Source organism: Methylocaldum sp. (assembly GCF_039794385.1).
Lineage (GTDB): Bacteria > Pseudomonadota > Gammaproteobacteria > Methylococcales > Methylococcaceae > Methylocaldum.
The window spans coordinates 1-12,284 of sequence record NZ_JBDIVO010000117.1 but is presented as its reverse complement, the minus strand read 5'-3'; the positions used below and the strand labels follow the sequence as shown (position 1 = coordinate 12,284).

Sequence of the window (12,284 nt, the reverse complement as noted above, 5' to 3'; positions counted from 1 at the left end):
GCCAACGGCCTCAACCAGTACACCCAGGCGGCCGGGGCCACCCTCGGCTATGACGCCAACGGCAACCTCACCGGGGACGGGGTGTGGAGCTATGCGTACGACCTCGACAACCGTCTGAAGACCGCCAGCAAGACCGGCCTCGCGGCGGCGCTCGCCTATGACGGCGAGGGGCGGCTTCGGCAGACCGCGATCGGAGGGGTGACCACCCATCTCCTCTACGACGGGGCGGACCTTTTGGCCGAGTACGACAGTACCGGGAATCTCCTCCGCCGCTACGTCCACGCCCCCGGGATCAACGAGTCAAACGTCGCCACGGGCTTAAATTGCTATGTTTCAGTACAAAAACGATCGAGAATTCAGTGGTATTATCTAAGTACTAAGAGCCTATCCCAGTAGGTCCCAAGAAACCTTCGACTGGCTCAGGGTGAACGGCCTACTGAGATAGACCCTAAATACCTAGCGATACCTTAGTGCCATTTGGTCATTTAAATATGGGTGAGCATCATCGTTAGTATCGCGGTGGCCAGTTAAAACGTCAAAAAACGAGCCGGCCAATCGGGTTGGCTTCGAGCTGCAAGGCAATTGGAAGCTTAATTCAACATGGCAGTCACTACCGCTGTTTCGGCATCTTCCACCGATTCTACCGACAGGCTGGTGGAGATCTTGCTGCGAAGACGGCTGATGAGTGCTGAATCCGTAGAGCGGGTTCAGGCGGCGGCACGGTCGTCGGAAACCCCTTTTTCAGCCGTCGCCACTCGGCTCGGATTGGTAACGGAAGACCAGATGGCCGAGATTTTTGCGGAAATGCTGGCCATCGAGGTCGCTAAACGTGCCCGTTTCCCTGCCCGCCTGCCCGAGATCGACGGCGTCAATCTCCATTTTTTTCGAACCAAACGGGCTCTCCCACTGGTAATCGATCAGGACGAAGTGCATCTCGCCATGGCGGATCCGACCGATGATGTAACAGCGGCCGGCGTGGAGTTCCTTTTGGGAAAACCCGTTAAACGTTATGCAGCGCTCGAATCCGAGTTGGAGGATTACTTCTACAAGCTCGACGCCGCCCAGGCGGAAGCGGAGGAGGCAATTTCCCTGGCTTCGATCGGGACGGCCGAGGTCAACGACGATGATGTGGCCAAGCTCAGTGATCACGCCTCTGACGCACCGGTGATTCGCTTGGTACATCGGCTCATCATGTCGGCGAGCGATCTCGGCGCCTCGGATGTGCACGTCGAGCCAGCCGCAAACGCATTGATCATCCGCTACCGGATCGACGGATTGCTGCAGGAAGCCGATGTCCTGTCGGCCCGCTGGGCAGAACCGGTAGCCTCCCGCATCAAACTGATGGCTAGACTCGACATCGCCGAAAGGCGGGTACCTCAAGACGGAAGAATCCGGTTTTCCGCGCGCGGGCGAAGCCTCGATCTGCGGGTGGCGACGTTCCCTACACTGCATGGGGAGTCGATCGTGCTTCGGTTGCTTGGACAAGTATCGGTCAAGCTCGAGCTCGACCAACTCGGGCTATCCGACCACGGCCTGAACGGGCTGCGGAAGGCCTTAAAGAAACCGCACGGGATCGTCCTCATTACAGGACCTACGGGTAGCGGCAAAACGACGACGCTGTACGCCTCGTTGAACGCGATTCTCAACCCCGAGCTCAAGATCGTCACCGTCGAGGACCCTATCGAATACGTATTGACCGGTGTCTCTCAACTTCAAGTCAAACCGGAAATCGGACTAACTTACGCCACCTCGTTGCGCTCCATTCTGCGCAACGATCCCGACATCATCATGATCGGCGAAATACGGGATCGCGAGACCGCTGACATCGCGATTCGCGCCGCGTTGACCGGCCACCTGGTCTTGTCGACGCTGCACACGAATACGGCCGCCGGAGCGGTCACCCGCTTGTTGGACTTGGGGGTGGAAGCCTACCTTCTAGCATCCACGCTCGAGCTTGCCGCAGCCCAGCGCCTGGTCAGGCGGTTATGTCCGCACTGCAAGATACGGCGGTCAGTTACGAAGTCAGAAGCCGAGATGATCGGGCATGGGCTTGGAAAGCATGGCGTTCCGGAAGCGATTTATGGTCCTAAAGGCTGCGAGCATTGCAACGGTCGCGGTTATTGGGGACGCACTCCTTTGTTCGAGGCTATCGAAATCGAGGAAGAAGAGCGGGAAATCATTCGAATGAAACAGGATGAGCGGATGCTCGTCGATGCCTCGGTGCGGCGTGGCGGACGCAATCTCTGGCAACACGGGCTTGCCAAGGTGGTTGCGGGGGAAACCGCCATCGATGAAGTGCTTCGGGTCATGGAATGGCGCGAGCACTGAGCAAGTTCACCGTGAAAGCAGTCACCGGCGACGGCGAGCTGCGGGACCTCCAAATCGAAGCCGTGTCCGAGGAAACGGCGGCGCTTGAGCTCTTTCGGTCCGGGCTGACGCCCCTTTCGATTACCCGCGACGCCAACACCTGGCGCGATGTGCTCAACCGCCCGATCAAGTTAAGCCGGAGCGTGCCGTTAGCCGATCTTGCGCTGTTCGCGGAACAGCTCGCGGAGATGCTCAAAGCCGGCTTGACCGTTGAGCAGGCCCTCAAGGTCTTAGGCCGGCAGCAGGATCGCGAGGTTATGACCGATTTGGTCCAGAGGCTTCTTAGAAGGGTGTGCGAGGGCGCCACGCTGTCCCATGCCCTGGAAGCCGAGCGGAATTTGCCGCGGTATTTGATCGGCATCGTGCGCGCCTCCGAACAAGGAGGGCGCATGGGCGATGGACTGACCGACGCCGCCCGCTATCTGCAACGGCAACTGGCAGCTCAGCGCGGCTTGGTGAACGCGCTGATCTACCCCGTGGTGGTTCTTGTCACGGTCTTCGCCGCGCTGCTTTTCGTGCTGGGTTATGTCATTCCGGAATTCGAGCCGATATTCGCGGGTGAGGAACATCGGCTTCCCAAGATGACCCGTGTAGTATTGACGTTGTCCCACCTGGTCACGCGACAGGGCGCTGGCATTGTCGTGCTCCCGATCACAGGCATGTTCTTGCTGTGGTGGATCGTTCGAAAAAACCCCACCATCGGGGAGGCCATGGCGAAAATGGCTTTGCGACTGCCTGTAGTCCGGTTGATTGCTCAAATCGACGTGGCCAAGACCTTGGGTGTGATGGGGGCGTTGATCGATAATGGCGTCGAGGTGTCGGAATCCGTCCAACTCGCCGCTCAAGCCGCCTCATCGAAACGTCTACGCGAGGCGATGGGCAAGGCATCGCGGGAACTGCGGGAAGGGGCCTCTGTGTCCGCGGCGCTTCGCCGAATCGATCTTATCCCGGAAGCGACCGTATCCATTATCGAAGTCGGTGAACATACCGGCACGCTTGGACACGCCAGCATGCGAGCCGCGCATTTGCTCGAAACGGATTCGACCTTCCGAATCGATCGGCTTATCGCTCTCCTGAACCCGATTGCAATCGCCGTCCTGGGGTTGATCGTCGGATTCGTTATTGCAGGCGTGATGTTGGGGATCATGAGCATTAACCAAATGGCGGTACGATAAGGAAAAATGGTGAATAATCGAACAACACAACGTAGTCGGCATCTTCATCGCCACCAGAGGGCTGGCATGGGGGGCTTCACACTTTTGGAATTGATGGTCGTACTGGTCATCATGGGGCTGCTTTCGGCGGTCGTGGCGCCACAGATCATGAACATGTTCTCCGGGGCAAAGACGGATGCCGCGGCCCTTCAAGTGGACACCTTGACGACGGCTCTGCACTATTATCAGATCGACACCGGCTCCTATCCTACGCCGGAACAAGGGTTGGAAGTCCTGTGGAAGGCCCCCCCAGATGTCGCGCGATGGCGAGGACCCTACATCCGCAAACATGAGCACCTACTGGATCCTTGGGGCCGGCCTTTCCGTTATCGTGTTCCGGGACAGCGCGGTCCTTTTGACATCTACTCTTTCGGGGCGGATGACCGCGAAGGCGGAGAGGGCGAAAATGCCGACGTCGGGCTCTCGAAGGCGCCGTGAACGGGGCGTGACCTTGCTGGAGCTCCTGGTGGTAATCGCCTTGTTGGGGATGCTGGCCGCCGCGGGCGCAGGCGCGTACCGGGGAGGAAACAGCACCCGTTGGGCGGAGGCGGCTCTGACGGCATTGGAAAACGCCAAGTGGTTGGCCCTCTCGCGGGGCCACGCTGTTACGCTTCCGTGTGCGGAGATCGTCTCGGGCGGCGGGAGCAAGGATACGAGCAATGTCGCCGATCAGCCGGACGTGACTTGTACAAGCACGATTCCGTCACCGGCGAGTGGCAGCGCGATCACGTTTTTTCCCGATGGCTCATCCTCTGGGGGCTCGATTATTATTCGACACGACGGCTGGGACGATCGGATTCAGGTCGACTGGCTCACCGGGGCGTTGTCTCGCAACTAGAGGGCCGGAATTGCGGTCGCAGGCTGGATTTTCACTGCTCGAGGTCGTTCTGGCGTTCGTGATGGCGGGATTGGTCCTCGGAATTGCGCTCCCGGCGATGTCACAAACCATACCAAGATTGATCGAGCTACGCTCACACTCGACCGCGGTGTTGCTTGCGCATTCCAAACTGGAGGAGTATTCGATTGATGGTGTGGACATTCCTAGGAATAATGAAGGCACTCAAGGCGAATTTTTCTGGCGAGTCGACGTCGAGGACATCCTACCGGACGGCATGGAAGGCCCCATGACGGGTATCTATGGCTTGCAAAGGATCAGCGTAACCATCGCGCGCGACGCACATTCGGCGCCACTGGTGCGTATGTCGGCCCATAGGTTTAGGAAATGACAGTGGGGTGCGGGCGGATATATAGGCCCCAAAGCGGGTTTACCTTGCTCGAGGTACTCGTGTCTATGGCCGCCGGGGCCTTGCTGATCGGCACGTTATCCCAAGTCCTGATAACGATCAGGGACGGGTGGAGGCTTGCTTCGCGGATTGATCGGCAATGGGCCGAGGAAGCCACGGCGGTTCGACTCGTTTCCCGTCTTCTCCGCGCCAGCCTTCCACCGGAGCGCGGCGGATTCGGAGCCCGCTTCAAAGGCGATGGGGACACCGTGGAGTTCACTTCGATTCCGTCGCAGTCCGCGTTCTCCTCCGGGCGCATGGATGGACGCTTGTATCTTGAAAGCCGTCAGAACGGCTCTCTTGCGCTTCTTTTGGATCTCGTGCCGCGTCCGGCATCGCCGGTATCGGAAAAGCTCGTTCGCACGAATTGGGTTGTACTCGAAGACCTCGAAAAGGTCGAATTTTCATATTTCGCGGGAAGTTCCGGGCGAGCCAGCCGATCTTGGAACGACGCCGAGAAACTGCCCGATGTGATCCAACTTCACGCTGATTTCGTCGACAAGACACGGCCGTCATTAAGGATGGCGATTCGGCTACACCAGACGCTTAGCGGAAGCTGTGTGATCGAATGGACAAGCTTAGCCTGCAGACCAGCGTAACCGATGCGATTTGGCGGTCGACGAATCTCGCGGCCATCGTCCGCCCCGCGTTCCTATGGTGGTGGGTGGGACTTACAGACCTCTTCCCTGGGCTTGGACGACTGGTCTCGAAGCGCGAAAAATCCGTGCTTCTATTGGTTGAACGAGATCGGACGACGCTCGTTCGTCCTCACAATGAGGTCCAAGATCATGGCACGCCACCGGAAGAACTCCATTTTCCCAGTGTTTTTGGAGGGCGTTCGTCGCAGGCGATGGAAGCGTTGCGGCCACTATGCGCAGAGGCCACGACACAGGTTGCGTTAGGTTTGCAAGAGGTGTTTCTCCTGCGGATGAGCTTTCCGAAAAGCGCACAGGCTCGGTTACGAGATGCGGTCGCCTTCAAGCTCATTACGGAATCGCCACTTGAGAAGGCGGCGATTTATTTCGATGTTCGATCGAAAAAGGATCACGATTCCGGGACCCTCGACGTCGAGGTTGCGCTTTGCCGCCGGGAAACCGTACTTCAAGCGCTTAAGAATCTCGATCAGGTCGGGATTTCCGTGGAAGCCGTGGGGTTTCGCCCGTCCTCGTCGGGTATCTTGGATTTTGTTTTTTACACTTCGCCGGGCAGAGAGGCGGCTCGTTCTCGATTCAAGCGACGCTTGATGTTGGTGCTAAGCTTGGCATTGGTGGCGACGTTGCTTATTCCCGCAACTTACCTTTCGGCTTTATGGCTTGAGCACAAGGTAAGGCGGGATATCGAGGCAACTCAGAAAACGGTGAATGCCAGTGCACCCTTGCTGGCGCAACGCGCCCTTCTACAATCCGTAAAAAACGATCTGTCACGTCAAGCCCCCGCATACCGCATTACGCATGTCTTGAACGAGGTGGCGGGCGCGTTGCCGAAAACGGCCTGGATTACGTCCTTGCGGTACGACCACGGCGTGGTGCATATAGCCGGTCACGCCTCAAATCCCCCCGAAATGATGAGGGAACTCGGTAAACTCTCGAAAATCGGCAATGCCAAATTGATTTCGGTCGCCGGTAATAACGGCACGGAAACTCCGCCGCAGTTCGAGGTGGCCCTGGAGCTTAAAAGGCCCTTGCCGTGACCGCTGCACTGTCTCCCCGAGTCCATCGAATCGCGTCTCTCGGCCTGTTGGTGGTCGCTGTATTCGCGGTTTGGGGAGGATTTTTCAAGCCGCTATTGAATCTAGCGGGGCAGGCGATCAGCCAATTGCACGACGCCCGCTTCGAATTAAGCCGGGCACGGCGGCTTTCCTTTGAAGTCGAAACCCTTTCTGAGGCGCAAGTCGCGGCCGATGCCGAGACATTGAAGCCGCTATTGATTTGGACAGATAGCAACTCGGGGACAGAAACCAAATTTCAGGAAATCATCGATCAAATTATTCGCTCGACCCGATTTAATCTGGAATCCATGCGTACCGCGACAACAGTCCGTCAAGGCAATCTCAGCCGTATATCCATCGATTTGAAAGGCGAGGGGCCGGAGGCCTCCGTCATGGGAATGCTCGCCGAGTTCGAGCGGCACAGGCCGTTGATCGTGGTCGATCAGTTGACGATACGCTCGTTGGACAGCGTTCCCACGGAAGCCGGCGGGACTGCGATTTCCAAGGTGATGGCCGAGCTCCGCATTTCGGGATTCGGAGCTGATTTGGCGTCGTTTGAAAGCAGGCCATAAATGACCGACAGGTTTCCTCGAACGCTATGGTTGATTGGGTTCAACACTGTTGTATTCATTGCGGGATTGACGATCGTTTTCTCGCTGCTCTTGGCCGAATCGTCCGAGAACTACACCAATGCAGAACTGAATGAAACCAAGCCCGACTTAAACGTCTATACCCTTATCGAAATCGACGCCTTGACGACAAGTCCATTGTTTCAACCTAGTCGAACCGCGTTCATCGAAAAACCGGAGGAACCGGACAAGTCGACTGAGATTTCGGGGCCGCCTCCGCTTCTGGTCGGCGTCATCCGTGTTGGCAGTGAAAGTATGGCCTTGCTAGAGGATCGAGAGAGAAAAACCTGGCGGTTGGTCCGGCCTGGGGAGAGTTTCGGCGACTGGAGCGTGCAAAGGATCAATCGCAAGTCCGTCACGGTCGGAATCAAAAACGAAGACCAAACTCTCGAAATGCATCTGAACGCCGAGCAACTGTCGGTGAACTCTTCCGCGATTCCACTGCCAGAAAACCATCGATAGCGTATCGCCAACCACTCGATCAGGTCTGAGCCTCACAATTTGGAACCCAAATCCAAGACCTTATCAAATAAGGCATATCGCGCCTGCCTGTAAGGAGCACCTCGGCAGACAAGCGATTGGTCTTGGGAGAATCGGAATGAACCGCAGCCGTAATTCTGAAGACCTCGCCAGCTACCGATAGCCCACCTTCCATCGCCGAAAGCTGTTCCTCGTCGCGCTTTGCTTGGCCTATCATTTTCTTCAAGCGGTCCGACGTTAGCGCCGCACTAGGCTCCAACCGTCCCGAAAACAGCGTGATGTACGGATAAAGGCAGGCAAAATCTTCCAGTGATAGGCTCAAGATAGCGCTGAGATCGGAATAGGTCGTCAACCGGTTATCTTCTTTTCCGTTTTGCTTGTGGACTTGAATACGGCCTGCGATGACAGCGGGAACATCGATTCCCGGCAGATTTGCCAAGAGTCTCTCCAGTAACCGCTGGTCAGCCGTATTGATGTCCACGATACCGTGCACATTCGTGACTGCTAAATCAACCGTCTGTTCGTCGATATAGAGAGTCCGTACCTTCCCGTGGTCACGGACCCATCGGCTCTGCGTCCCTTGCTCCAGCAATTCGAAAACCGCGTCGTAAATGGCCGACTCGGCCGCCAAATCGAGGCGCAAACGGGTTTCATAAGCCGTTATATTGTCAGCTGCTCGACGGCCGATAAGCGATGTCCCCATGACGATAGCGATGACCAGTAGCAACAGCCACAACGTGTGCAAAAGAACGAAGCCGCTACTTCCGGAGCGATGGCCAGAGGGGTTTAGCACGTTCGGTAACCTGCCCTGCCGCATTCAGACCTTCCAGCAGTGCATCGACGACCGCTCGGGTCTCGGCTTGATTTCTCATGACGTGCGGCACGAGCAAGACGATGAGCTCGGTGCGCCTGTTTTCGAATACGTTGTTGCGAAATAGATTACCAATGATCGGGATATCCTTGATGAAGGGCAATCCACTATTGTTTTCACGACCGTTTTCCCGGATCAAACCGCCCAATGCCACGGTGAAGCCATCATTGGTCAAAACGAACGTTCGAATCTTTCGTCGCTGAATGGTCGGAGAATCAATCCCGGATGAGGTGGTTTGTGTGACATCGCTCACTTCCTGAGATACGTCGAGGATGAGGCTGCCATTCTCATTGATTCTTGGCGTTATCTCGAGAATGACCCCGGTGTCCCGCATCTGGACCTGGTTGACGATCGGGGCGTTCGGAGAAATGGTCGCTTGAGAGGTCTGAGTGACGATTGGAACTTGATCGCCGACCTGAAGCATCGCTTTTTGATTATTCAGTACGGACAGCTTAGGCGCGGATAACACGCGCACATCGGTTCGTTCCTGAAGTGCATTGAGCACGACCCGCACATCCGCGCCTCCGGAATAGACGTAAGAAAAGCCGGGGAATAACGATGCGATCGCACCGGTATCGGAAGCACTTAGGGTAACGGTATTTTCTCCGGCGTCGAAGAACCATTGCACGCCGTATCTTAGGCTGTCGTTAAGCGTAACCTCCGCCAGTATGGCCTCGATCATCACTTGGCGCGGAACGATATCGAGCTGCTGCAAGGCGTCTTTGATCACCCGATATTCGTCTTCGGTTCCATAATAAAGCAGCGAATTGGTTTCCTCCACAGCGACCAGCTTGCTGGCGCGGCCCTCGCCTTGCCCTTGGACAGTGCCGACAAGTGGTCTATTCTCGGATTTCTCCATTGACAAACCGTCGGGGCCATAACCTTCTGTGCCTGTCGGCAAAGGGGACGTAGTATCGGTATTGGTCTGCTCGCTTCCCACTTTTTCACCCAACAACTGACGGAGCGCTTTAGCGAGATCCTTAGCGTTGCCGTTTTGGACGTTGTACACGAAAACACGGCGTTCGCTAGTCTTGGTGACGTCTAGGCGCTTAATCCAATCTTCAATGAGTTCAAGATCAGTGCGATCGCGAGCGATGCCAAGTATCGAATGAATGCGGTCCAATCCGACAAAGCGAACCCGGCTGCCGATCACCCCGATGGGAGGTTGAAAGATTTCTTTCAGTTCCGTGATGATCTGGCTGGGACTGGAATTTTCCACCTGATACAGGGCGAAATTCATGCCTTCCAGCCAGTCCACATCGAAACCTTCGACCGTTTGCTGCACTGCGGCTCTGTCCTGACTGGAGCCGGCTATGACCAAGTGATTATGTACGTCGTCCGCTTGTAGAACGGTTCCCTTCGGGACCACGGCTTCGAGAATGTTCTGCATTTCCCTCGCTGGGATATACTTAAGAGGCAGAATTTCCACCGCGAAACCGGGTGAAATGGGACCATAAGCCCTGACTTGGCTCACTCCTTTTACCCACTGCTGAGCCGCATCCAGGGGAATCACGTGATAGGCGCCGTCCTGTTCAATAATTGTGGCGGAAACCGAGTGCAAGGCCGCCTCTAATGCCGGAAGAAGAGCCTCCTTGGTAAGCGGCTTTCGGGTCCGCAAAGTAATCTTGCCCTGTACCGCGGGGGCGATCGTGTAGTCCAGTTTGAGCTCTTCGCCAAGGATCGCGTCAATCACGGCATGAATGTCGGCATCGCGGAATTGGAGGTCAATGTTCCCATTTTCGCCATGGCGTCCTGCCGCCCCAACTTTTTTCACAACGGGCCGGGGTGCTTTCTCCTTGGTAAAAAATATGGCCCGATTTTTAGCCGCGTCAGTCTCTGCGTTAACCGGTTCTGCTTGATCAACGGCCGGCAATGTATTTGATACACCACTGGCTTGCCACGCTAACTTCAGGTGCCGAGCAGGCGGGGCAGTTGTCGAACAACCGATACTGAAACTGGCGAAAATTAAAGAATAGAGAGCATGGAGATTACGCCGTTTTTTAAGCTTCATTTTGCAAGCCCGCATCCAACTTATCCTGATGTCGAAATGAGCCTGAAAATCAGCGTTGAGCGGGCTTCTGGTCAGGGAGCTTAAAACAGTTGCAACGTTCGAAAGGATTAGTTCTTTGTGAAACGGAATTATTATGCGGCGCTGTCATGAGGGTGAGGAATAATCGGGCAAGTAAAATGAATAGTCGAAGTCAAACTTGATCCGTTTTGGAAAGAATGATCTAACTTTCGAAACAAAAAGATTGAAGAACTGGATAAACTCGACCCTCAGCCAACCGATCTCTTTTTTCCACTACCTTGTTTAATATAGTTTGAATATTTACCCCTGCCGAAACAATGCCGCGATTGACTCAACTGGCAATTAGTCCAGCTCCGGATCTTTGCGTAGTACCTGGCTTCCTTCTCGGTAAAAAAAGAGACAGGGCTTTTCGTGGAAATGAGCAAATGAAGAAGTAAATCGCGTTACGCTTTGGGTCGCAAGTCGGAAAATGCGGAAAAAGTTGTAAGCATAAGCTTACAGTTAAAATTTTATACGCATGGCGCCCTAGCAGGCTGGTGAAAGTGTGCCGCAGGCATGCGAAGAATGGAATCTCTGTGCAAAAGCTGTATGGGAGATGAGGGAAGGCCCCTCGGGATCGGTTTTCAGGAGCAGGTCTCAAACCACCTCAAGCCGCTGTGGTTAAGAGCCATGGTGGTGAGCGTTGAGGTAAAGCGAGGGGAAAGAACCCGGAGTAGGTACGGATCAGAGAGACGAACGCAAGTGAACCTTCGATGGCGCGTCGTAACCTGTGAAATTGCTGTCGAAACCAGGGGTGTTTCACCCCTCTGGGATGAGCTTGTCGGGCACCTGATTACTGGACAAGTGGCAGCCGGCGTATAGAGGGCGTGAATCTGATCCAGGCTTCTGTATGGAACTGCGGGAACCAGTCGTTCCGATGCTAAGGGAGACGCGCAAGTGGCAGAACCCACGAGGCAAGAGTACCGATGCGGAGCACTGGGGCGGATCGACCTGTAGTAGTGGCGATGGCCGGTAATGCAGCTGGAGCGAAGAGGTCGAATCAAGCGGTTGTATTCGGCGTTCAACTGGAGACAGGAGGAAACGGGTGGGTGCAACGAAACCCTTTGCCATTGATAAGTGGCGGGTGTACGAAGTGTATCGAGCGGTGAAAGCCAACGCCGGCGCAGCCGGGGTTGATCATCAGAGCCTTGAGGCATTCGAGGAGGATCTAAAGGACAATCTGTACAAGCTTTGGAATCGGATGTCTTCGGGCAGCTATTTTCCACCGCCGGTAAAAGGGGTGACTATCCCGAAGAAGAGTGGTGGCGTAAGGTTACTGGGCGTGCCGACGGTGGCGGATCGGGTGGCGCAGATGGTGGTCAAGCGGGAAATTGAGCCAGAGATCGAGGCGACGTTTTTACAGGACTCGTATGGCTATAGGTCGGGCAAGTCCGCGTTGGATGCCGTAGGGGCGTCACGCGAGCTCGCTGTTGGCGATACGATTGGGTCTTGGAGTTTGACATCAAGGGGTTGTTCGACAATATCGACCATGCGCTGTTGAGTCGGGCGCTGGCGAAACACGTGAAGTGTGATTGGGCAGTGCGGAGTCTGCTGCTGCTCGATGTACTGGCGCACGATGGAGATTGGTGCGCCGCCGCAGCTTGAGGCGAAATAGGACGGCGACCATAGCACGCCTTTCCAGTACCGCTTCTGAATATCGGGCC

The 12,284-nt window shown here is 55.9% G+C and carries 12 protein-coding genes and 2 pseudogenes; 11 read left to right on the top strand and 3 right to left on the bottom strand.

From position 1 onward, the window contains the following. From ABJK70_RS11855 to ABJK70_RS11810, 10 genes and pseudogenes are all read left to right on the top strand, one after another. Positions 1 to 396: pseudogene (locus ABJK70_RS11855) on the top strand (hypothetical protein); the annotation flags it as partial. A 204-nt stretch (positions 397 to 600) separates the two neighbouring features. Beyond that, the gene (locus ABJK70_RS11850) at positions 601 to 2,328 is read left to right on the top strand and encodes a GspE/PulE family protein (protein WP_086133322.1); all 1,728 of its coding nucleotides are present in this window, start codon (positions 601 to 603) and stop codon (positions 2,326 to 2,328) included. Further along, a complete protein-coding gene (locus tag ABJK70_RS11845) occupies positions 2,313 to 3,542 on the top strand; it encodes a type II secretion system F family protein (protein WP_086133323.1) in 1,230 nt (409 codons plus the stop codon). Before ABJK70_RS11850 ends, ABJK70_RS11845 begins: the two co-directional genes overlap by 16 nt. A 66-nt stretch (positions 3,543 to 3,608) precedes the next feature. Next, on the top strand, positions 3,609 to 4,019 hold the full coding sequence (gene gspG, locus ABJK70_RS11840; RefSeq protein WP_205780963.1) for a type II secretion system major pseudopilin GspG: 411 nt from the start codon (positions 3,609 to 3,611) through the stop codon (positions 4,017 to 4,019). After that, entirely contained in the window at positions 3,988 to 4,419 is a 432-nt protein-coding gene (locus ABJK70_RS11835) for a GspH/FimT family pseudopilin (protein ID WP_168183741.1), read from the top strand. Before gspG ends, ABJK70_RS11835 begins: the two co-directional genes overlap by 32 nt. 10 nt (positions 4,420 to 4,429) lie before the next feature. Further along, positions 4,430 to 4,807 carry a type II secretion system protein gene (locus tag ABJK70_RS11830; RefSeq protein WP_086133326.1) on the top strand — a complete coding sequence of 126 codons (378 nt, stop codon included), beginning with the start codon at positions 4,430 to 4,432 and terminating at the stop codon, positions 4,805 to 4,807. Positions 4,808 to 4,866: 59 nt separating this feature from the next. Further along, a complete protein-coding gene (locus tag ABJK70_RS11825; protein WP_347258082.1) occupies positions 4,867 to 5,463 on the top strand; it encodes a hypothetical protein in 597 nt (198 codons plus the stop codon). Next, the gene (locus tag ABJK70_RS11820; RefSeq protein ID WP_139841001.1) at positions 5,433 to 6,554 is read left to right on the top strand and encodes a PilN domain-containing protein; all 1,122 of its coding nucleotides are present in this window, start codon (positions 5,433 to 5,435) and stop codon (positions 6,552 to 6,554) included. The genes ABJK70_RS11825 and ABJK70_RS11820 overlap by 31 nt, the downstream gene beginning before the upstream one ends. After that, positions 6,551 to 7,144, top strand: a complete 594-nt coding sequence (gene gspM, locus ABJK70_RS11815; RefSeq protein ID WP_086133329.1) for a type II secretion system protein GspM — start codon at positions 6,551 to 6,553, stop codon at positions 7,142 to 7,144. Before ABJK70_RS11820 ends, gspM begins: the two co-directional genes overlap by 4 nt. Next, a complete protein-coding gene (locus ABJK70_RS11810; RefSeq protein WP_086133330.1) occupies positions 7,145 to 7,663 on the top strand; it encodes a hypothetical protein in 519 nt (172 codons plus the stop codon). Between the two features lie 19 nt (positions 7,664 to 7,682). On the opposite strand, the gene ABJK70_RS11805 is transcribed toward ABJK70_RS11810, so the two are convergent. Together ABJK70_RS11805 and gspD are read right to left on the bottom strand one after the other, a co-directional pair. Next, on the bottom strand, positions 7,683 to 8,426 hold the full coding sequence (locus ABJK70_RS11805; RefSeq protein ID WP_210024287.1) for a hypothetical protein: 744 nt from the start codon (positions 8,424 to 8,426) through the stop codon (positions 7,683 to 7,685). Between the two features lie 13 nt (positions 8,427 to 8,439). Continuing rightward, positions 8,440 to 10,563, bottom strand: a complete 2,124-nt coding sequence (gene gspD, locus ABJK70_RS11800; protein ID WP_210024286.1) for a type II secretion system secretin GspD — start codon at positions 10,561 to 10,563, stop codon at positions 8,440 to 8,442. 1,102 nt (positions 10,564 to 11,665) lie between these two features. Here gspD and ABJK70_RS11795 point away from each other — a divergent pair. Next, entirely contained in the window at positions 11,666 to 12,121 is a 456-nt protein-coding gene (locus ABJK70_RS11795) for a reverse transcriptase domain-containing protein (RefSeq protein ID WP_240506800.1), read from the top strand. A gap of 38 nt (positions 12,122 to 12,159) precedes the next feature. Here the strand turns inward: ABJK70_RS11795 and ABJK70_RS11790 are convergent. Next, positions 12,160 to 12,284: pseudogene (locus ABJK70_RS11790) on the bottom strand (transposase); the annotation flags it as partial.

What these genes read in the sequence shown, in the direction of transcription:
- ABJK70_RS11850 (WP_086133322.1), top strand. Translation starts at nt 601, where the DNA reads ATGGCAGTCACTACCGCTGTTTCGGCATCTTCCACCGATTCTACCGAC.
- ABJK70_RS11845 (WP_086133323.1), top strand. Translation starts at nt 2,313, where the DNA reads ATGGCGCGAGCACTGAGCAAGTTCACCGTGAAAGCAGTCACCGGCGAC.
- gspG (WP_205780963.1), top strand. Translation starts at nt 3,609, where the DNA reads ATGGGGGGCTTCACACTTTTGGAATTGATGGTCGTACTGGTCATCATG.
- ABJK70_RS11835 (WP_168183741.1), top strand. Translation starts at nt 3,988, where the DNA reads ATGCCGACGTCGGGCTCTCGAAGGCGCCGTGAACGGGGCGTGACCTTG.
- ABJK70_RS11820 (WP_139841001.1), top strand. Translation starts at nt 5,433, where the DNA reads ATGGACAAGCTTAGCCTGCAGACCAGCGTAACCGATGCGATTTGGCGG.
- ABJK70_RS11810 (WP_086133330.1), top strand. Translation starts at nt 7,145, where the DNA reads ATGACCGACAGGTTTCCTCGAACGCTATGGTTGATTGGGTTCAACACT.
- gspD (WP_210024286.1), bottom strand. Translation starts at nt 10,563, where the DNA reads ATGAAGCTTAAAAAACGGCGTAATCTCCATGCTCTCTATTCTTTAATT.